The 20,835-nt window shown below is 44.8% G+C and carries 15 protein-coding genes and 3 pseudogenes; 7 read left to right on the top strand and 11 right to left on the bottom strand.

Annotated elements, in window-relative coordinates:
* Positions 1-691: 691 nt before the first annotated feature.
* Positions 692-1,468 (top strand): choice-of-anchor E domain-containing protein, encoded by a 777-nt coding sequence (locus tag ACE1CM_RS03645; RefSeq protein ID WP_374876050.1) that lies wholly within the window; start codon positions 692-694, stop codon positions 1,466-1,468.
* A 99-nt stretch (positions 1,469-1,567) separates the two neighbouring features.
* On the opposite strand, the gene ACE1CM_RS03640 is transcribed toward ACE1CM_RS03645, so the two are convergent.
* The 3 genes from ACE1CM_RS03640 to ACE1CM_RS03630 all read right to left on the bottom strand — a co-directional run bounded on the left by ACE1CM_RS03640 (position 1,568) and on the right by ACE1CM_RS03630 (position 4,240).
* Complete coding sequence (locus ACE1CM_RS03640) at positions 1,568-2,458, bottom strand: metal ABC transporter permease (RefSeq protein ID WP_374876049.1); 891 nt, start codon at positions 2,456-2,458, stop codon at positions 1,568-1,570.
* A 119-nt stretch (positions 2,459-2,577) separates the two neighbouring features.
* Positions 2,578-3,423 carry a phytanoyl-CoA dioxygenase family protein gene (locus tag ACE1CM_RS03635; protein WP_374876048.1) on the bottom strand — a complete coding sequence of 282 codons (846 nt, stop codon included), beginning with the start codon at positions 3,421-3,423 and terminating at the stop codon, positions 2,578-2,580.
* A 4-nt stretch (positions 3,424-3,427) separates the two neighbouring features.
* Positions 3,428-4,240 (bottom strand): metal ABC transporter ATP-binding protein, encoded by an 813-nt coding sequence (locus ACE1CM_RS03630; RefSeq protein WP_374876047.1) that lies wholly within the window; start codon positions 4,238-4,240, stop codon positions 3,428-3,430.
* Positions 4,241-4,342: 102 nt separating this feature from the next.
* Here ACE1CM_RS03630 and ACE1CM_RS03625 point away from each other — a divergent pair, with 102 nt between their 5' ends.
* The 4 genes from ACE1CM_RS03625 (at position 4,343) to ACE1CM_RS03610 (ending at position 12,636) form a co-directional block, all read left to right on the top strand.
* Positions 4,343-5,305, top strand: a complete 963-nt coding sequence (locus tag ACE1CM_RS03625) for a metal ABC transporter substrate-binding protein (protein WP_374876046.1) — start codon at positions 4,343-4,345, stop codon at positions 5,303-5,305.
* Between the two features lie 446 nt (positions 5,306-5,751).
* Positions 5,752-9,762, top strand: a complete 4,011-nt coding sequence (locus ACE1CM_RS03620) for a PAS domain S-box protein (RefSeq protein ID WP_374876045.1) — start codon at positions 5,752-5,754, stop codon at positions 9,760-9,762.
* Between the two features lie 325 nt (positions 9,763-10,087).
* Entirely contained in the window at positions 10,088-10,555 is a 468-nt protein-coding gene (locus tag ACE1CM_RS03615) for a response regulator (protein WP_374876044.1), read from the top strand.
* A gap of 11 nt (positions 10,556-10,566) precedes the next feature.
* The gene (locus ACE1CM_RS03610) at positions 10,567-12,636 is read left to right on the top strand and encodes a response regulator (protein ID WP_374876043.1); all 2,070 of its coding nucleotides are present in this window, start codon (positions 10,567-10,569) and stop codon (positions 12,634-12,636) included.
* Between the two features lie 217 nt (positions 12,637-12,853).
* Here ACE1CM_RS03610 and ACE1CM_RS03605 read toward each other — a convergent pair whose 3' ends face one another.
* Both ACE1CM_RS03605 and ACE1CM_RS03600 read right to left on the bottom strand, forming a co-directional pair.
* Positions 12,854-13,345 carry an NIL domain-containing protein gene (locus tag ACE1CM_RS03605; protein ID WP_374876042.1) on the bottom strand — a complete coding sequence of 164 codons (492 nt, stop codon included), beginning with the start codon at positions 13,343-13,345 and terminating at the stop codon, positions 12,854-12,856.
* Positions 13,346-13,464: 119 nt separating this feature from the next.
* Positions 13,465-14,082, bottom strand: a complete 618-nt coding sequence (locus ACE1CM_RS03600; protein ID WP_374876041.1) for a beta-class carbonic anhydrase — start codon at positions 14,080-14,082, stop codon at positions 13,465-13,467.
* A 425-nt stretch (positions 14,083-14,507) separates the two neighbouring features.
* Between ACE1CM_RS03600 and ACE1CM_RS03595 the strand changes: the two genes are divergently transcribed.
* On the top strand, positions 14,508-15,329 hold the full coding sequence (locus ACE1CM_RS03595) for a hypothetical protein (protein ID WP_374876040.1): 822 nt from the start codon (positions 14,508-14,510) through the stop codon (positions 15,327-15,329).
* Complete coding sequence (locus ACE1CM_RS03590; RefSeq protein WP_374876039.1) at positions 15,330-15,728, top strand: hypothetical protein; 399 nt, start codon at positions 15,330-15,332, stop codon at positions 15,726-15,728.
* A gap of 100 nt (positions 15,729-15,828) precedes the next feature.
* Here ACE1CM_RS03590 and ACE1CM_RS03585 read toward each other — a convergent pair whose 3' ends face one another.
* The 6 genes and pseudogenes from ACE1CM_RS03585 to ACE1CM_RS03560 form a co-directional block, all read right to left on the bottom strand.
* Positions 15,829-16,614, bottom strand: coding sequence for a phosphate/phosphite/phosphonate ABC transporter substrate-binding protein (locus tag ACE1CM_RS03585; protein ID WP_374876038.1), 786 nt, complete (start codon positions 16,612-16,614; stop codon positions 15,829-15,831).
* A 397-nt stretch (positions 16,615-17,011) separates the two neighbouring features.
* A complete protein-coding gene (gene cysK / locus ACE1CM_RS03580) occupies positions 17,012-17,971 on the bottom strand; it encodes a cysteine synthase A (protein WP_374876037.1) in 960 nt (319 codons plus the stop codon).
* A gap of 159 nt (positions 17,972-18,130) precedes the next feature.
* A pseudogene (locus tag ACE1CM_RS03575) lies at positions 18,131-18,346 on the bottom strand (sensor histidine kinase); the annotation flags it as partial.
* Positions 18,347-18,354: 8 nt separating this feature from the next.
* Positions 18,355-18,606: a hypothetical protein gene (locus ACE1CM_RS03570; protein WP_374876036.1), complete on the bottom strand. Its 252-nt coding sequence runs from the start codon at positions 18,604-18,606 to the stop codon at positions 18,355-18,357.
* 324 nt (positions 18,607-18,930) lie between these two features.
* Positions 18,931-19,254: pseudogene (locus ACE1CM_RS03565) on the bottom strand (2Fe-2S iron-sulfur cluster-binding protein).
* A 164-nt stretch (positions 19,255-19,418) separates the two neighbouring features.
* Positions 19,419-20,771: pseudogene (locus ACE1CM_RS03560) on the bottom strand (selenium-binding family protein).
* Positions 20,772-20,835 lie beyond the last annotated feature (64 nt).

Here is a 20,835-nt window from a genome sequence, read left to right as displayed (position 1 = left end):
ACAGAATCAGGACTGACCCACGACGATCTTAGAAACCGGGTTTCTAGGAAACCCGGTTTCTTGGCGTCAGTCTCTCATACAGATCCCCCCAAACCCCCTTAAAAGGGGGGGACGGGAAAATATAACTTGCTTCGCTTTTAGAGAAGGGGGAAACGCTGCACAATGCTAATTTTTGTGAGGAACTGGCGATCGCCAACCCAATGCTACACAGATCGGTATTTACGTAGAAATCCTCATCATCGCTCCCCCACTGGCAGTTAAATAAGCATTTCTACTTAAATATCCTTAACTATACTTAAGAGTAAATCATTAAAATTCGACGGATTATTTGTGAAGATTTAGATAATACGGATTCGGAGCTATCTTGAGTTTAAGTATTTTACGTAGAAACTGAAGCGACTAAATTTATAAAATTTCACAAAAAAATAGTTGTTTTTAAACAGAAATTGCTCTAACTTGGCAACAAGGATAAATTTTTGATGAAGCGGCTGAGAAACAAGCTCAGGACTTACGCACGACGCTCGTAGAAACAGGGTTTCTGCTTAGATCTCTGGTTGACAAAACGACGATTTTTCAAAGAAACCTGGTTTCTTTGCGTAAGTACCGCAGCTTAAACTCACAGTCAGCAAGCTTCAGATTTTCCAGGTGTGCATCTGCATAGAGAAATAGTAGTCTTGCGGATGACAAATTTATGAAAGCATCACTTTTAACAGGTTTAACTGCTGCAACTGCACTTACAGGCATTTTGGCTACTTCTGATATTGCTAACGCGGCTATTTTCACCACGCCGCTGCAAACCGCTAATTACCAACAGACTGCCTTCGATCTGAATAACGTGCCTCAACCCTTCCTGAGTCAGGGTTATGGTCGTACAGATATCATAGACGCGCCTCTCACGCTTCAACAGTTCAACCCAACTCTAGGTACGCTCAAGAAGGTAACGATAGGATTTTCGGGAGATGTCTTGGGAGATGGGAAGGTTGAAAATAAAAATCAACTGCCGAAAACAATCTCAGTAGATTTGCAGGGAGATCTCAAATTAAATCTAGATGGAACGTCTTTATTTGATGAGTCGTCGGTTGCCTCAACTACGGTGCCAAATCTCGCTCCCTTTGATGGGACTGTAGATTTTACTGGCGCTTCGGCGGGTACAGTTAGTGGACTGCAAGCCTTGGTACCGTTGCAACAGCTGACTTACCAAAATCCCGGCGACTTGTTGCAGTTCATCGGCACTGGCAACCTGGACTTTTTATTCTCAGCTTCAGGCATATCAACGGTTAAAGGGTCGTCCAACATAGCGTCTGAAATCAATACATTTGCCAAAGCGTTTGTCACAGTTCAATACGAATACGAAGTACCAGATCAACCACCGACAAAAGTACCAGAACCTGCTGTTACTCTTGGGCTTGGTTTAGTTGCTGGACTGGGGTTGTTGTCGCAGAAAAAGAAAATCTTGAAAAAGATTTAAGATTTTAGATTTGAGATTGCAGATTTGAATTAAATCTAAAATCTGCAATCTGCAATCTGCAATCTGCGAACGCGAGTGCGGAAGGGAGGCATATCGCTCTCACCGAATTAGCTGTTTCAACTCCCGCCACACCCCTGGTAACTGTTTAGAATTAGACTTGGGTTGGGTAAAAATACCGTAACTGGGGCTGAATAATAACGCCAGTAAAAATAATCCCGATGCAACTAATACAATAGCTGGACCAGAGGGCAAGTTAAAAAAGTAACTGAGATACATGCCGCTGATGCTGGAAAAAATCCCAATCCCTGCTCCTAAAATCATTACCTGATGCAGTCGTTTAACTAACAAATACGCCGTTGCCCCTGGTGTAATTAACAAAGATAAAACTAGAATTACGCCTACTGCTTTCATGCTAGCGACAATTGTGAGGGCAATTAGCACCATCAGGCCAAAATTGAGTAAATTTACTGGCAACCCCGCTGCTTGAGCGCCTAAAGGGTCAAAGGTGTAGAAAAGCAGTTGTTTGTACAACAGAAAGACAACTAATAGAACAATTGCGGCGATGATGGCAGTGTCGCGGACTTCCTCGATGGTGACGCCTAGAATATTGCCGAAGAGGAAGTGATTGAGGTCGATTTTATTGTCTTTTTGGATTAGGGTAATTAAGGTAATGCCGAGGGCGAAGAAAGCGGAAAAAACTATGCCCATTGCGGCGTCTTCTTTAATCGGCGATCGCGTCCTAATCCATGCGATCGCCATTGTACTCACCACCCCGGCAATAAACGCCCCGACAAAGATATTGGTTCCTAGCATAAATGCGATCGCTAACCCCGGTAACACTGAGTGTCCGATGGCATCTCCCAGCAGCGCCAGTCGCTGTACCATTAAATAACTACCCACGACCGCGCACAGAAGACCGACTAAAATGGCGATGATGAGCGATCGCTGCATAAAACCGTACTGTAATGGCTCAATTAATGCTTCTAACATTACTTTATTTCACTTTGGGTAATTGCTAATTGCTAATTGCTAATTGCTAATTGCTAATGGGAGCATTTTTTATGAAATTAGCCGCGACTATACATGATATCCCTAGCAAATTGAGTTTACTAATCGTAAGCCCCAGTAGGTAAGAATCCCAATAATTGTTTTAATTTAGGGCTTGCACTTTCATAACAATGACTTGGCATTTGATAATTCATGAACGGATTATACTTATGACCGACTAGCCTTTTTCCATAAGTCACTTGGGTAATATATCTCGTCACCTTTGAATTATTTCTCGAACCTCTGTGCCAAACTTGGTTATTGAAGCAAACTGCCGCACCCATCGCCCCTAAACAGCTATAAACTATATCTTCATAAGCTGCAATATCCCCATCACAAAATTTGCCAAACAAATGGGAACCCGGTATAACTTGCGTTGGCCCATTTTCTTCACTCAAAACATCATTCAAGTAATAATTTACGGTAAAAGCTAACACGTTTAACCGCAGGTTAGTTAAAGGTTTCCCGTCAAGGGATAGGATATGGGGCGTATCATCTTGATGCCATTTATTGCGATCTAATCCATCTGTTTCTGGAGCAATTTTAAAAGAATTATTGTGGATTACATGAATGACATTCGCATTGGGTATTCCCTCGTTTATCGCATAACCCGGGCCATTTGCTCCTCCGATTAATTGTTCGGCAAAGGTGACAATTGGCTCTAAATCAAACAGATTTAAGTTCGAGTTAGAATGCTCGAACATTCGTTTCATTATCTTGCAAGATGTTCTGGATTCTGACTCACCCACATCCGCAATTAAAGCTGCATCCAGATCGTTTCTCAGCGCCTCGCATTGTTCGGGGGTTAAAACATTGGGAATGACTAGAAAACCATTGGCATGAAAGAATTCTATCCATTCATGCAATTGTTGCTCTGTCGGCAGCTTGCCAGTTAAATATTCAGTCATAATTTTAAGCCGCTTCTGGGGCAAAAAATACCACGTGACCTCCGTAGGCGCGGTAGAGGTTTTCTTGACTCAGCACTTGTGCGCGGGAACCCGCTGCAATTAGTTCAGTATTGAGTAAAATCAAATCGTCAAAGTGAGAGATAGATTCTCCCAAGTCGTGGTTAACAACGAGGACGGTTTTACCTTCGCGGGCGAGGTCGTGAAAGATATCAAAAATTACCGCTTGGGTTTTTTGGTCGATACCGACAAAGGGTTCGTCAAAGCAGAAAATATCCGCTTGTTGTGCTAAAGCTCTCGCTAGAAAGACTCGCTGTTGCTGTCCTCCCGATAGTTGACCGATCGGGCGATCGCTATATTGACTCATTCCTACCCTCTCTAGGGCGTCGGCGGCAATCCGGCGACTGACACTAGAAAAGCGGCGAAACCATCCAGTTTTTCGCACTCTTCCCATCATCACTACATCCCAGACGGTGGCGGGGTAAGTCCAGTCGATTTGCGATCGCTGCGGTACATACGCCACCCGATCTATTTTGTGTACCAATGGTTCGCATTCGTACAGCACAGTCCCGCCAGTCGCCGGAACCAACCCCAACATTGCCTTCAGCAACGTACTTTTACCAGCACCGTTGGGGCCAATTATACCCGTTAACCGACCTGGTAGAATCTCGCAGGTAATATTCCTGAGTGCCTCTACCGCACGGTAGTAGACGCTTAACTGGTTAACCGTAATAATTGCACCTGCATCGGGTGGCACGATTCTCAGGTGACAGACTAACTTCGTCCAATCGGTATCCGGTGAGTCGGTAACAGTTTTCATAATCAGATGATGAGTTGGCTATTCTTTAGCGTATTATAAAAATGAAAAGATTATGAAAACATCTATTAATAGGAGTAATTTACACCATAAGCGAGACTAATAGTGCAACAAAGCAGCAAACGCAGATGGCAAGCGGCAGTTGGGGTTTTACTCGCATTTTGGCTCAATGCCTGCGATCGACAAACCGCCAACCGCACCAACTCAGGGGCAGATAATAAACCAAATGTGGTAGCAACCAGCACTATCATCGCCGACTTGACCGAGCGAGTCGGGCGAGGTGAAATTGAGCTAACCGGAATATTGCCAGCGGGTTCAGACCCCCACGTTTACGAACCCGTACCGAAAGATACGCAGAAATTGGAGAAAGCAAATTTAATTTTATACAACGGGTATAACTTGGAGCCGGGGTTAATTAAACTGATGAACGCGGCGGGAATAAAAAGCAGAAAAGTAGCCGTCGGGGAGGTGGTAAAGCCTTTACAGTTAAAGAAAGATGGCAAAGAAACAGTTCCAGACCCCCATGTTTGGGGAGATGTAGAAAACGCGATTCAAATGGTTAATGGGATTCGAGATGCGTTAATTGAACTGTCACCAGAAGACCGAGAAACATTTACAAAAAATGCGGCGCAACTGAAAAAGGAATTAAAGCAGCTAGATGTTTGGATTGCTCAACAAATTCAAACGATTCCGCCCGAAAAGCGCAAATTGGTAACCACCCACGATGCTTTTCAATATTATGCTCGTGCTTATGGACTTGCGATTATTGGGACATTAATTGGCATCAGTACGGAAGAACAACCCAGCGCTAAAACCGTGCAGCAATTAGTAGAAGCGCTCAAAAAAACGCAAGTACCGGCAATATTTGCCGAAACTACAATTAATCCCGCTTTGATTAATACAGTCGCGCAAGAAGCTGGGATAAAATTAGCGCCGCAGCAACTTTACTCGGATTCAATTGGCGCACCGAATAGCGCCGCCAATAGTTATATCAAAATGATGGAAGCAAACACGCGCACCATTGTAGAAGCATTGGGGGGAAAGTCCGCGCCTTTTAATGCGAATTAACCCCTTTGTAGGGGCACGGCGGGGAATAAATTGTGATTTTTACCCGAGATTGTCTGGTGCCGTGCCCCTACAGCTGTAAATTGATTTCCCGGCAGATTTCCAGTGTAGGGGCGGGTGATATCAATCATTTATGCCATGAGGGACAACTGGTATAAATCCGCCCGGTTTGTAGGGGCACGGCGGGGAATAAATTGTGATTTTTACCCGAGATTGTCTGGTGCCGTGCCCCTACAGCCTGATATTTCAAAGCATTGATGCATGAGGTTTAATTCCCCATACCCCATTCACAATCTAAATCTATCTCAGGGAAGGTTTGTTAGAGTTGCCAACCGCTTTAAGGTAGGATTTACCAGGTTTTAATGATTTTTTGGCAAAATCAAGAGAAAAGAAGTGACTTTCGATTACAGTAAATAAAAATAAAGCAGTTCTCGGTGGGAAGGCAAAAGATGCCTAATTTCGCCACAAGTAAACAAATTTCAGCCGCGACAAGTGCCTTTGCTATCTTTATTGCCTGTCTCGTCCTGGTTGGGTGGGGGTTAGACATAGCTATCCTCAAGAGCGTATTTCCAGGTGCGGCGACGATGAAAGCCAATACAGCCGTTTGTTTTATCTTAGCTGGGTTGTCCTTGTGGTTGACCGGAAGAGGAGGCGGAGACGGGGCGATGGGGGGACGCGGAGATTCTCCGCAAATTGTACCAAGGCCGGAAAAGAAAACGTTACGGCGTTACCGGGTGCTTGTTGCTCAAACCTGCGCGATCGCATCCTCCACCATCGCAATACTCACCCTCAGTCAATACCTCTTTGGGTGGAATTTGGGGATTGACGAACTGTTGTTTCGCGACTCGCCCCTATCTCCAGCAACATCCCATCCAGGGCGGATGGGAATTAACACCGCAATCAACTTTTCCCTCGTGGGTGGGGCGCTTTTGCTATTGCATAAAGGCGAAAGCGAAAGTGGGCAAAAAGATAATTTGATTTTGCTAGCTCAAGGGTTGAGCTTAGGGGCGATTTTAATCGCGGTACAAGCGATCGTTGGCTATGCTTATAAAGTAGAAGTTTTTTACAAGTTCAGCACTTACACTACCTCAATGGCATTGCATACATCAGTAGCGTTTGTAGCGCTGGGTGTAGGGGTGTTATTTGCTCGTCCCGAACGCGGGTTAATCAAAATAATTACTAGCGATTTGAATGGGGGAATAGTTGCTCGTCGCATGATACCAAGCGCGATCGCTCTCCCCCTAATTTTGTGCTGGATAATCTTGCAAGGACAACAAGCAAATTACTACGATCCCGCGTTTGGGATGTCGTTGTTGGCAGTATTGATGTGCGCCATCTATATAGCTTTAATTTGGCGCAATGCCGCGTTTCTCAACCAACTCGATGGCAAGCGTTTTCGCGCCGAAGTAGCAGTGCGGGAAAGCGAAGCCCGCTATAGTATCCTGGCAGAAAACGTACCGGAAATTCTTTTTACCAACCTACCCGACGGTTGGAACGATTACACGAGTCCCCGGTTTTACGAATATACCGGAATGCCGCCCGGATCGGCAGAAGGATTTGGTTGGATGGGCGCACTCCATCCCGACGACGCCGAACCCAGTCGGTTGCAGTGGATGGAATCGCTTCAAACCGGACAGATATTTGAAATAGAGTACCGCTTTCGCCGCGCTGACGGCGTTTATCGCTGGTTTAAAGGTCGCTGTATCCCCCTGCGGGATGAAGGCGGCAAGATTAAAAAGTGGTTCGGTGTTTGTACTGATATCGATGACCAAAAGCGCACCTCGGAACAATTGCGCCAAAGTCAGGAACGCTTGCAGCGGATGGTGGAAACCGCGCAAATTGGCATTGCTTTCGCCAGTTCAACGGGAGAAGTGTTTGAAGCGAATAACGCCTTACTGGAATTGCTGGGTTATACCCGCGAGGAAATGTTTTCCCCAGGTTTGAACTGGCACACCTTGACGCCCCCAGAATATGGCGAAATCAATTTCCAAGCAATTGCAGAACTCGCACAAACTGGTGAGTTTAATTCTGTGGAAAAAGAACTGTTTCGCAAAGACGGTTCCCGCCTTCCAGTTTTAGTTAGCGGTACTCGGATCGATGGCGAACCAGACGAACATGTTGCGTTTATTGTAGACTTAAGCGATCGCAAACGATCCGAAGCCGCACTGCAAGAAAGCGAAGCCAAGTTTAGACGGATTTTTGAATCGAATATTGTAGGCATTTACTTCGGCAATTTTAGCGGTGAAATTAGCGAAGCCAACGATGCTTTTCTAGAAATGTTCGGCTATACCCGAAACGATTTGCAAGCGGGTATTCTCCGCTGGGATAGCATGACTCCACCGGAATACCAAGCACTAGATCGAGAAAAAATTCAAGAACTGCAAACGGCGGGGATTTGCACTCCGTTTGAAAAAGAATACATGCGTAAAGATGGTCGCCGCATACCTATAATACTGGCGATCGCTCTGATGCCCGAAAGAGAAAATGATGGCTATAGCGTTTGCTTCGTTCTCGACATTTCCCAACAGAAACAGATACAAGCCGAATTACAACAAAGCGAAACCCGCTTAAAGATAGCCCTAGAAGCAACAAAGACTGTATGTTGGGAACGGGATCTGACTAGCAATAGCTTAATATTCACAACTAAAGCAAAAGATCCGGCAAAGCTGCAAGTCATCTCATATAGCGAAGAGCTTACCTGGATACATCCCGACGACAGGGAAAAAGTACATCAAGCCAACGAATCAGCTATTGCCAACAAAGGCTATTTTGAGGTAGAACATCGGCTTAGGGAAACCCCAGATCGAGATTGGCGGTGGGTGTTAGCAAAGGGCAAAGTCCTAGCGGATGAAACAGGCAAACCCACTCGTATAATCGGGGTGTCCGTAGACATCACAGAACGCAAAAAAGCAGAATTTTCGATTAAGAGAAGCGAAGAACGGCTGCAACTATTTGTAGAATCAGATTTAATTGGCCTTTCAGCTGGCGATGAGCATGGCAACCTGAGAGAAGCCAACGATGCTTATTTAAAGATTATTGGCTATACCCGCGAAGATTTCTGTGCAGGTAAAGTGCGGTGGAACGAACTTACGCCGCCGGAGTATTTACCGTTAGATTTCGCAGCTATTGCCGAAGCTAGGGCTAAGGGGACATCATCTTATTATGAAAAAGAGTATATCCGCAAAGATGGCACTCGCGTTCCCGTATTGATGGGGTGCGCCGCGTTTGGGGAGTCGGGAGAAGAGTTGATGGCGTTTACTTTAGAGATAAGCGATCGCAAAATTGCTGAAGCTGCTTTACGGCAGAGTGAGGAAAGGTTACGTCTGGCTTTGGAAGCAGGAGAAATGGGAGCATGGGAATGGAACATACAGACAAATGCGGTACACTGGAACGCCATTCAGTATCAACTGTGCGGTATCTCTCCAGACAGGAGAAACTTGAGCGCCGATACATTCATGGATTTGATTCATGCTGAAGATCTCGCTAGCGTTAAACGCGCGTTGAATCAAGCACTCGAGGAAGGCACAGATTATCAAGCTCAATTCCGCATTATTCGAGGCGATGGTAAAATTTGCTGGTTAGTAGGCAAGGGTAGCGTTATTCGCGATCGCAATGGCAAACCTCTACAAATGATTGGGGTTAATTTTGATATCACCAGCAACAAACAAATTGAATCTCAACTGCGCCAACTCAACGAAACCCTCGAAGAACGAGTCAAACAGCGCACCACCCAACTCGAAGCCACCAACAAAGAATTAGAATCCTTCTCCTACTCAGTTTCCCACGATTTGCGCGCCCCCTTGCGCCACATCACCGGATTTGTCGATTTACTGCGAAAACGCCTGGAAAAAACCGCATTAGACGACACCAGTCGCCATTACATCGAAGTCATCGTCGAAGCTACCAAACAAGCCGGTAAATTAATCGACGATTTGTTAGCATTCTCTCGCATGGGACGCGCCGAGATGCGCTACAGCACCGTTGACATGAATTTATTATTACGGGAGGTACAGCACGACCTAGAATCAGAAACCAAAAACAGGGAAATTAACTGGCGAATCGAACCTTTACCGCAAGTAAAAGGCGATTCCTCGATGTTGCGCCTAGTTATCCGCAACCTGCTAGAAAACGCGCTCAAATACTCCCGAACGCGCCCGATAGCAGAAATTACCGTTGCCAGCACCAGCAGCGATGCAGAAGTGGTATTCTTTGTGCGAGATAATGGCGTTGGCTTTGATATGCGCTACGTCCACAAGCTGTTTGGCGTTTTTCAACGCCTGCACAGCGACCCCATGTTTGAAGGCACCGGGGTAGGACTGGCAAACGTCCAGCGCATTATACACCGTCACGGCGGACGGGTCTGGGCAGAAGGCGAACTTGACAAAAGTGCAACCTTCTATTTTTCCTTGCCTTTAAACCCGGAAGCACAACCAGAAAAGGGACTGGGGATTGTGGACTAGGGAGCTTTTTTGGCTCTTGAGTCGGTACAAACGAATCGATTGATGGCAAATTCGCTTTGATTTCTCCTGTTGCGCGCCCTCACCCTTAAGGGTGGGGCTATACAAACTAAGTCCGCCTACGCGGACTGGGAATAATCAAAGATCGCTCCTGTTGCGCGCCTCCACCCTTAAGGGTGGGGCTATACAAACTAAGTCCGCCTACGCGGACTGGGAATAATCAAACCGGATTTCGTATTATTCGTTTCTACTTGACGATAGACTTGTTACTCCTAACTCCTAACTCTTAACTCCTAAATGTTCAGTCCTAACTCTTCTCTAAACGTCGATGGAACTCAAGCGCATCCTGCTGGTTGAAGATAGCTTAAACGATATCGAACTCATCCTTACCTCCCTAGCTGAAAATAACTTAGGCAATGAAGTTGTTGTGGTGCGAGATGGTGAAGAAGCATTGGATTACATATATCGACGCGGCGTATTTCGCCTGCGGCGAGAAGGTAACCCAGTCGTGGTTATGCTCGATCTTAAATTACCCAAAGTCGATGGATTTGAAGTTTTGGGGCGACTCAAATCTGACCCAAATTTAAGAGTGATTCCAGTTGTGGTGCTGACCTCTTCTCGCGAAGAACGAGACTTAGCCCGCTGTTACGAATTAGGTACGAATGCTTATGTAGTCAAGCCGATCGATTTCCACGAATTTGTCGATGTAATCAAAAATTTAGGCTTGTTTTGGGCAATAATAAACGAACCTCCTCCTGGTTCCATGCCTTCCCCACGCAACGAGCGCTCAGTTTAAGGAATAAGGTGATGTCTCAACTACGGTTTCTCTTATTAGAAGATAGTCCCCTCGATGCAGAACTAATCCGCGCCACTTTAACTGAACGCGGAATTGACTGCGAGTTAATCCAAGTCAAAACCCGCCTCGAATTTCAAACAGCCATAGAACAAGGCGGTTTTGACTTAATTTTGGCAGATTATGCCTTACCCGGCTTTGATGGCATCACCGCCTTGGGAATTGCCCAAAATATTTGTCCCCAGATCCCGTTTATTTTCGTTACCGCCACTTTGGGGGAAGAAGTAGCAATTGAAACGCTTAAACAAGGAGCTACTGACTATGTTTTGAAGCAGCGCTTGGCGCGGTTAGTGCCTTCAGTATTGCGAGCATTGCGCGAATCCGAAGAACGCCGCGCCCGCGAACGGGCAGAAGCAGAATTGCACCGTCGCGAGCAAGAGTTTAGAGCTTTAGCGGAAAACTCCCCCGATATGATTGCCAGATTTGATACAAAGTTGCGGCATTTATACGTGAATCCTGCAATAGAACGGGCGATAAAATTACCCAGTGAAGCTATTGTTGGCAAAACACCTGGCGAATTGGGGTTTCCAGAAGAAATTTACGTACCCTTGTTGGCAAGATTGAAGGAGGCGATCGCCACTAAACAAGAATGCTTTTTTGAATTTGAGTATCCTTCACCCGATGGAATTCGTTACTTTGACGTGCGGATAGTACCGGAATTTGCTACCGATGGATCGGTGCAATCTTTGCTGAGCATAAGTCGGGATATTACGCCACACAAACTTTCCCAGCAAGCACTAGAAGCAAGCGAAGCGCAACTGCGACAACAAACAGAAAAACTAGAACAAGCGAATCGCATCAAAGATGATTTTTTAGCCATGCTCTCCCACGAATTGCGTAGTCCGCTCAATGCTATCCTGGGTTGGGCAAAACTATTGCGAACCCGTCAATTCGACCAAGCTACCGTAACAAAGGCGATAGAAACAATAGAACGCAACGCCAAGTTACAAACGCAGTTAATTGAAGATTTATTAGATATTTCGCGCATTATTCGCGGTAAATTAACCTTACAACCTCAACCCACCAGTCTGGTTACGGCAATAGCCGCATCTATTGATACATTACGTCTAGCAGCAGAAGCAAAATCCATCGATTTGCAATTTTTAATTAACGGGGAAAAGAAACTAGGAACTGGCGATTGGGGATTGAGTAAACTTCCCAATACCAAATTTATAGTCAATGGAGATGCCAGTCGCTTACAGCAAATTGTTTGGAATATTCTATCTAACGCGCTCAAATTCACCCCAGCAGGTGGACGAGTAGAAATAGAACTATCAACCGTCAGCAGTAATCAAAATCACCAATTACCAATTACCAATTACCAATTACCAATTACCAATTACGCCCAAATTACAATCAAAGACACTGGGAAAGGCATTGCTGGTGAATTTCTACCTTATGTATTTGAAACCTTTCGTCAAGCAGATGCATCGATTACCAGGCAACATGGCGGGTTAGGATTGGGATTAGCCATTGTGCGACACCTAGTAGAACTCCACGGTGGAACTGTTAGCGTCGAAAGTCCAGGGGAAGGACAAGGCGCAACTTTTACCGTAGAACTTCCCCTGTTGGAGAGGAAAGAGGATAAGGCGGAAAAAGGAGACAAGAAAGACAAGGAAGACAAGGAAGAATTTCCCTTAGCGGGGAAACGAGTTTTAGTCGTCGATGACGAACCCGACACCCAAGAATTTCTAGTTTTTACCTTAGAACAATATGGGGCAACAACTTGTGCCGTTGCTTCAGTTGCTTCCGCACTTGAAGTTATCCCATCATTTCAACCAGATCTACTCCTCAGCGATATCGGGATGCCAAATGAAGATGGCTACAACCTTATCCGTAAAGTCCGCAATCTTGCAGATAAAAGCGCAACGCTTCCAGCTATTGCCTTAACCGCCTACGCCCGCACCGAAGACCGAATTCGCGCCTTAGAAGCTGGGTTTCAAACCCACGTAGCCAAACCAATAGAACCAGAAGAGTTGGTGACAGTTGTTACTAATTTGTTGGGCAGTTATGTTAGTAGTTAATATTGAGCGATCGCCAGGGTATTTAATTATATTTTTTCACCTCTGCCGCACAAAAAACCCGGTTTTTTCAAAAAACCGGGTTTCTTTTACCAAATCAACAAAAAAAACCCTCTCAACGAGGAGAGGATAGTAGAGGAGAACTGGACGCGAAACGGAAAAAAACAGAATTGTTATCAAATTTGGGGTGAATTAATGCCAATCGCGATTGTTAACCCTTTCACCAAATACTTGCGCGAACATCATGCCAAATTTCCAAATCCAACTCGGATAGATAAGTCATAGCACTCTCAATTTCGGGATTAGTTCCCTGTAAATCTAAGTCAAACCAACCATCTCCATTCCCATTCGCTCCCAAAACAGCCGCAGTGATGTTCACCGTCAGATTATAGTTAGACACCAACCGAGAAATTACAGGTTCCTGGTGATAGTGCTTCGGAATTCTGATCCTGATTCGTTTTTGGATAATTTGAATGCCAGCAGGCATAGTATCCTCTCCGTTGATTTGATGTTTTAAAAGCCAAATTTTTAACAACAAATTCGCCAGCTTTTGGTAGCTAACGCTCCAAAATATACGGCTACAATGGCGAGGTTGTCTGCTCTCTATTTCCCAGCAATCTCGGATTTCCCAACTTGGTTCAACTTGGTTAAAAGATTCTTCTCCCCAAGCTTCACCCGCTGTTAACTCTCGTTCAATTCGCTCAAAAAACATCCCCACCTCTCACCCATCTTCAATGGGGGTAATCACAGCGATCGCTTATCAAAAAAAGAAGTAGCAGGTAGAAAAAGGAGCCAACCACCTGCTACTGGCAAGCGGATGTCCAGCTCAACTTATGTCAAAACTTTAACACGTTGTGTAGTTTTTGCGCCCATTGCTAAAGCTGTATTTACCTTTTCGCTCAGGCGTTCGTAAGGACGGCGCAAACTTTGCGTTTCCACTTCCCAAATATAGCCGTGAATCGCGACTTCCTGGGGAATTAATGCAGAGTTCCGCAGCAATTCTACTTGTTTTAAACAAATATCCTCCACATCAGTAAACGTCTTAATCCAAGTAGAAAAAACACCTTTGGGTAACTTCAATTCTGGCAAAGCGGGGTCAATTTCAACCGCATCAACATCAATACCTCTATCTTGCAAAACCTCGCTGAGAAAATCTCCCGAAGCCGTCATCATGCCGCACTCGGTATGGTTGAGTACGATGATTTCTTTTGTGCCAAAAAACTGCGTTGTCAGCATCGCAGACCTAATCGCATCATCTGTTACTAATCCCCCAGCATTGCGGAAAATATGGGCATCCCCTTCCCCAATTCCCAATGCTTTCTCTACGGGTAATCTTTCATCCATGCAAGCTAAAACCCACAACTTCTTGTTGTTAGGAATGCCTAACTGTCGCCGCAACGCCCAATCGCGTTTTTCGTCTAATTTATCGTCGATTTGTTGATACAACATCGCTTTATCTCTCCTAATTCTAATTATTCCGCTGTTCTCTTACCCCAGAGAAAATTCCCCGGCTGCTCGTGTCGCCTACCCCACAAGAAAAAATACCTCTTGTGGGATGGGCATTCTGCCCGTCTGTCAGTGTCTATTTGTTTAATATACGGTAATCCAGTAAAGATACCGTACTTAATGTGAATAATTTAGGAGTATGGCACATCCGAATGGATAAAGCAAGACTTTTACTAAAAAGTTTTGTTTTCCGCTCGGATTACCGTACATAACCGAAATAGCGGTTTTGATCTTGCAGGATAAAGCCGGGTATGCCATACTTCATTTAGTAAATACGGTATTTCGACCAGATTACCGTAGAAAAGAGGTTTACTCAAACTCAGATCGCTGGGAGCGATTTGAGTCGAGGTTGCATTGAGGAATTGCAGATGTTAGCAGTGACAACGGATTCAGAGGAAGCGATCGCAGCAATAAATCGCTGGATTGAGCAAACGCTTTCCTATGGTAAAGATGCAGAAACAGCAATATTAGAAGCAATAGGGGCAGATCCGACTTGTGCTATTGCTCGCGCTTATGCGGCGGCATATTATCTTTCATTAGAAAATGGGATTGGTTGGAAGGAAGCGACTATCCACGTGAAATTGGCACAACAGTACTCGAAAAATATAACTAAGCGAGAAAAGATGTATGTAGATGCGATCGCAGCGTGGTGGAGTAAGAGAATTGACTTAGCGATCGCATTACACGAAGCGATCGCCTCCGAGTTTCCCCAAGATTTAATTTCAGTGCAGCAAGGACAGTACCAGTATTTCTATTTAGGCGATAAAGAAAGACTGCTGAAAATAGCTGAAAAAGTGTTACCTGCTAATCCAAATAATCATTATTTATATGGGATGATTGCCTTTGGGTTAGAACAGTGCCATCGGTTATCCCAAGCCGAAAAAATGGGTCGTAAAGCTACAGAAATCAATCGCCAAAACCCGTGGGCGCACCATGCCGTTGCCCATGTCATGGAAACGCAAGGACGGGTAGATGAAGGCATCGCTTGGATGGAAAGTCTAGCCTCAACTTGGGAAAATTGTAATTCGATGTTGTACACCCATAATTGGTGGCATGTGGCGCTTTATTACCTAGAACGAGGCGACATGGAGAAGGTTTTAGAGTTGTACGATACAAAAGTTTGGGGCAAAGCGAGAAAGGCAACACCTAAAGACCAAGTGGGAGCAATTTCTTTACTGTTGCGATTATAATTGCGCGGGGTAAACGTGAGCGATCGCTGGCAAAAATTGGCGGCTTATTTGCGTCCTCGGATTCACGAACATGCACTGGCTTTTCAAGACTTACACTACATTTATGCCCTGGCACGTACAGGAAGTTCTGAAGCAGTAAGCGAGATGTTAACGAGTATGAAAAAACATGCTAAAACTGCAAGTCGAGCTTGGACTGAAGTCGCAATTCCGGCAGCTCAAGGAATGATTGCTCATGCCCATGGCGACTGGTCAAAAACCGTTGATTTGCTTAAACCTGTTTTACCCAAATTGTCAGAAATTGGCGGCAGTCATGCTCAACGCCAACTATTCGATCAAGTTTACTTTGATGCCCTGAAAGCGACTTCAATGTTGCTCCGAGATCGTTTTGCTATAGTATAGTTGTGACTGGGGTAATTGGTAATTGCTAATTGGTGATTGCTAATTGCTAATAGGTAATTGGGAATTGGTAATTGGTTTTCTTCCCATTACCAATTACCCATTACCCATTACCCATTACCAAATAGTAGATTTGCGCGATCGCATCATAATCTCTTGACTGCACCGCCGCAAAACGTTGCACTCCTGCTTTTTCCATCGCTGCTAACAACTCTGCATCGGGCGTCAGCAAAGCAGACTGAATGCGATGAATATATTCTGCACCAAGATCGACCTTAGCAACGACAGGCGGCATCGGATTTGGACCAATTGAATCCACTACTCGCAAATCTTGAGACAATTCAGGAAAATCGCGCAGTTCTTGTTCTAAAACAGTGCTATCAATCGCGGCAAAATCGGCTTTTCCTTCAACTATCCAACGAATTGAACGCTGATGGGAACCCGATTGAATCGCTTTGCCAATGAAATCAAAAGCATATCCACTTTGGAACAAATGATAATACAGTAAATTGTAGCCGCTGTTCGATCCTGGGTCGTTATAGCACCAGATTTTACCTTTTAAATCTGCAAAATTGGTGAGATTGCTGGCAGCATTGACAATCACATCCGAAAAATAAATCGGACGATTTTGATAGCGGGGAGAACCCATTACAGGCGCAACCACTGGTTGCAACTGATTCGGCACCATTTGATCGTACCGGATGAACGGCAAACCACAGATAAATGCCAGCGCGAATTCATCTTGCGCTCGCATCAAATCTAGCAAAGGATCGGACTCACCTGAGATAATTTGCGTCTCTATTTTTAGATATCGCCCCAAGTAAGCTGCAACAGCTTCATAGAACCAAAACCAATTGGGAGCGAGATAGGAAACAATTTTAAAATTCATAGGTTTATATTGAATAGGTAACTCAAGTTGCTAGTTATCTCTCTGGGAGCGGCTAATGGCTAATGGCGTTACTAGGCTCTGCCGTGGTCACGAGGCTAATGTCAGTAAAAATCCTATATTAGCAATTAGCAATTAGCAATTAGCAACGGCAAAGTTTATAACTAGCAACTTGCGTTAGGTAATTGGTAATTGGTAATTGGTGATGGGTAATATCATGTCCTATGCAATCGGTTGCATCAGGGAGGCGCGGGTTTTAGGGGCGGGTTTAACGAGAGCATCACCTTTGTTTCTTTGTAGAGAAACCCGGTTTCTTTCCACAGAATGATTGGTAAAACCCGACCCTACTACCCATTACCAATTACCCATTACCAATTACCCATTACCAATTACCCATTACCTACAATTTATCCAACCACTCATCCTCAGCTTCTTTAAACAATGATGTGCTGAGATAGCGTTCGCCAAAACTAGGTTGTATCATCACGATCAAGCGACCTGCAAATTCCTGTCGTTTGGCGACACCAATCGCAGCATAAAGTGCAGCACCCGCAGAAATACCAGATAGCAATCCTTCTTCTTTAGCTAAACGACGACTGTAAGCGATCGCATTCTCATCGCTGACTGTAATCACTTCATCAATCAATTCTTTTCGGTAAACTTCTGGGACAAATCCCGCACCAATCCCTTGAATTTTATGAGAACCTGGAGTGCCGCCCGATAGCACCGGACTGTTGGCGGGTTCTACTGCGATCGCCTTAAATTCCGGTTTGCGCTGCTTGATAACTTCCGCTACTCCTGTAATTGTCCCCCCCGTTCCCACTCCGGCAATTAAAATATCTACCTCACCGTTGGTATCTTCCCAAATTTCAAGGGCGGTCGTTTCCCGATGCACTTTCGGGTTGGCAGGGTTGCGAAACTGCTGCAACATATACGCATTGGGTGTCGCCGCGACAATTTCTTCCGCACGCGCGATCGCTCGTTTCATCCCTTCCGACCCTGGCGTTAGTTCCAGTTCGGCACCATAAGCTTTGAGCATGGCGCGTCGTTCCTTGCTCATCGTATCCGGCATTGTCAGAATCAGGCGGTATCCTTTCGCCGCTGCTACCATCGCTAAAGCAATCCCCGTGTTACCAGAAGTTGGTTCCACCAAAACGGTTTTTCCCGGTTCGATTAAACCCTCTGCTTCTGCTGCTTCCACCATGCTGACCCCAATCCGGTCTTTTACCGAAGCAGCTGGGTTCATGCCTTCCAGTTTGACAACAATTTGAGCCAATGCTCCCTCTGATTGGGGAATTTTGTTTAACCTCACTAAAGGCGTGCGTCCTACTAACTCTGTGATACTGTCAGCTATCGCCATAAGTTTCTCAACCGGATATTATCTCTTGATTTTTAAATTACTGTATCTTGATCGGGTTTTTGTATTTTTTTAAGAAAGTTCACAGATTCCCCCCGTTCATTTGTTTCTTTACAATAAAGCGGCAAATTTGTCAATAAAACTTGCGCGAGCGCTATAGAATCAAATTGGGTGACGGACGGGAATCTGAATGAAAAATTCCGTTCCTTGTCCCGGTGCTGACTCGCACCACAACAAACCCTGATGTTTATCCACCACAATCTGATAGCTGATGGATAGTCCCAATCCGGTTCCTTTTCCTACAGGCTTTGTGGTAAAAAAAGCGTCAAATAACTTATTTTTTACCTGCTCTGTCATCCGATTACCGTTATCAGCAATTCCCACAGTTATATATGATGATATACCCAAGCTTGCCAGTATTTTTCAGGCGTTTTATAATCTGGTGTCAGTAACAGTTGGATTAACCAGCGGCGATTTTGAATGTTAACGATGCGAGTGCAACCGCTTTGAGCGGGACAATCAGCTTTTTCACCAATTTTAAACTTGTTTTCCCCGTCAGGAACTGTTACCACTTGTTTTGTACTGGTTTGGTAAAAAGCTAAAAACCTTTCACCCTGTGGATTTGTTAGATTCGCCATCTGAGGATGACTAATAACGCAAGTTGCTAGTTACATCAAGCGGTACGGGTAATGGCTAATCGCTAATGGCTAATGGGTAGTTGTCAAGAAGGCAAAAGCCTGTTAACCCAATTAGCAATTAGCAATTAGCAATTAGCAATTAGCAATTAGCAATTACCGCTGTCACAAGTTATAACTAGCAACTTGGGTTAATAGCAAATATGCTTTTTTCACCCTCACCCTTAAGGGTGGGGCTACACAAACGATGCCCGCCTACGCCAGCTATCTCTCCTGCCCAGATTCTACCTGGAAACGCCAGTCATATAGGCTCCCGCCTCCAATTAACTAACCCGAACCTTTAAAGGGATTCACATAAAGTGCATCCTGACATTCTCTCCCCACTTCCAACTGACAATCCGAAAGGGGATAAGCAACGCACAACAGTACATAGCCAATTGCAATTTGTTATTCTTTAAGACAAATGGCTGAGGTTTGCTGTACTTTACCCCGAATTAATTTAGCGGCACAAGTAATACAAGCACCGTAGCGACAGCCTACAGGTAAGCGCAGTCCGGCTTGTTCCACTGCATCCAAAATGTATCTATCTTCGGGTACTTCTATTGTGAAGTGGGAGCGATTGATTAATTCAATGCGATGGGTTTTTATCATATTTAAACAAAGTTGCTAGTTATAACTATCATGGGTTTAAAAATTGCTAATCGCTAATTGCTAATTGCTCATGGGAATATTTTCCGGATCTACCATTAGCCATTAGCTATTAGCCATTAGCTATTAGCAACCCTAAAAAGGTAACTAGCAACTTACGTTATTTATTAAACCCAAATATCCGAAGTACAATCGCCTCCTGGATAGCCCATTTCGTGAGCGCGAGACGGCGCATTGGGTTCGTCACCAAAATCAACGTAAAAGTCTGGATTTATAGAAAGTCCGCCCTGGTTGCGATCGCAGTCAATTTGCAACAGATAAGAACCCTTTTTCGCCTAGTCTGGATAAAACTGATTATCCCAAGTACTAAACAGCGAATTAGTCACATACAGCCGCTTGCCATCCAAACTCTACTGCAACATTTGCGGCCCGCCGAACAATTTTTTACCTTTGAATTCACCGCTTTTATCTAACAGTCCCCCACACCAAACTTGCCCGGTCAATTTAGGATTTGCCGGGTCGCTAATATCGTATTGGCGAATATCGCCGTGCAGCCAATTAGAAAAATAAAGATAGCGGTCATCCAAAGAAATCAACAAATCCGTAATCAGCGAAGGCACGGGATTTGACCAACCTTCTAATTCAACTGAAGGTACATCAACTGCTTTACTAACTTGCCAATGTCCGTTATTTTTGTGCCAGTGCCAAATATTACTGCTCGGTGCCGCTCCCACATATCCATGCGTGCTGTCTGGATTGTGGTGAAAGCGAACTTCTAACGGGATTAAGCCTTCTTCACCCAAGTCAATGCTTTGGACAATTTCCTGTTTCTGCCAATCCCAAAAATAAAGTTGGCGACCGTAATTTCCAGCCGCAACATCCTTGAGGTCAAAGCCAGGATAAAAGGTTTTAGGTGCGGCCCATTCGCTGCTGACCATGATGTTGTGGCGTGGCTGATACCAGAAGTCATAATTAAACTTCATGACATCGTTAAATTTTTCCCAACGACCGATAATATCGAAGTTTTCATCTAATAGCAAAAACCCACCGGGACTGTTACCTTCCCCGTCTCCCAACATCGATATCATCACTTGACTGTTTGCCAGACAGTGAACGGTGTGGGGAGCGGAGAGATTGGTTTTAGTTTTAATTTCTTCTGGTTCGATTACTTTATGAATTTTAGGTGCTTTTGCTTCAGCCGTATCCACAATATAGATGCGGCTGGAACGAATTCCTGGAATGACTAAAAACCGGCGATATTTGGTTGAGTCTCCGTGACAAGAACTACAGGCATTCCAACCAAAATGGTGCAATTCGTCGCCAATATAGGGCATTGGTAGACGATGAATTATTTGCGAGTAGGTAGGAGATTCTGGATCGACATCAACAGTTGCTAAATAGTCAGGTGCTTCAATTCCCGTCCCGGTATAAAGGGCAATAGTATACAGCAGTTTCTCTCTCTCTGCTTTCATTGCTGCTTCCGGCGAAGCATAACCAGGGCCACAACATGCATGTGCCATAGTTTCACCTCATGGCGATCTCGCCTACTTTTGCTTATTATACGGTATCTCTACCGATTTACCG

Origin of the sequence: Microseira sp. BLCC-F43 (assembly GCF_041929235.1) — a bacterium.
Classification (GTDB): Bacteria; Cyanobacteriota; Cyanobacteriia; order Cyanobacteriales; family Aerosakkonemataceae; genus Microseira.
The sequence above is the reverse complement of the archived record's forward strand: the minus strand, read 5'-3'. Positions and strand labels throughout refer to the sequence as shown.

Bases quoted from the DNA above. Each gene is read 5' to 3' on its own strand.
- ACE1CM_RS03645 (WP_374876050.1), top strand. From the start codon at position 692: ATGAAAGCATCACTTTTAACAGGTTTAACTGCTGCAACTGCACTTACA.
- ACE1CM_RS03640 (WP_374876049.1), bottom strand. From the start codon at position 2,458: ATGTTAGAAGCATTAATTGAGCCATTACAGTACGGTTTTATGCAGCGA.
- ACE1CM_RS03635 (WP_374876048.1), bottom strand. From the start codon at position 3,423: ATGACTGAATATTTAACTGGCAAGCTGCCGACAGAGCAACAATTGCAT.
- ACE1CM_RS03630 (WP_374876047.1), bottom strand. From the start codon at position 4,240: ATGAAAACTGTTACCGACTCACCGGATACCGATTGGACGAAGTTAGTC.
- ACE1CM_RS03620 (WP_374876045.1), top strand. From the start codon at position 5,752: ATGCCTAATTTCGCCACAAGTAAACAAATTTCAGCCGCGACAAGTGCC.
- ACE1CM_RS03615 (WP_374876044.1), top strand. From the start codon at position 10,088: ATGGAACTCAAGCGCATCCTGCTGGTTGAAGATAGCTTAAACGATATC.
- ACE1CM_RS03610 (WP_374876043.1), top strand. From the start codon at position 10,567: ATGTCTCAACTACGGTTTCTCTTATTAGAAGATAGTCCCCTCGATGCA.
- ACE1CM_RS03605 (WP_374876042.1), bottom strand. From the start codon at position 13,345: ATGTTTTTTGAGCGAATTGAACGAGAGTTAACAGCGGGTGAAGCTTGG.
- ACE1CM_RS03600 (WP_374876041.1), bottom strand. From the start codon at position 14,082: ATGTTGTATCAACAAATCGACGATAAATTAGACGAAAAACGCGATTGG.
- ACE1CM_RS03595 (WP_374876040.1), top strand. From the start codon at position 14,508: ATGTTAGCAGTGACAACGGATTCAGAGGAAGCGATCGCAGCAATAAAT.
- ACE1CM_RS03585 (WP_374876038.1), bottom strand. From the start codon at position 16,614: ATGAATTTTAAAATTGTTTCCTATCTCGCTCCCAATTGGTTTTGGTTC.
- cysK (WP_374876037.1), bottom strand. From the start codon at position 17,971: ATGGCGATAGCTGACAGTATCACAGAGTTAGTAGGACGCACGCCTTTA.
- ACE1CM_RS03570 (WP_374876036.1), bottom strand. From the start codon at position 18,606: ATGGCGAATCTAACAAATCCACAGGGTGAAAGGTTTTTAGCTTTTTAC.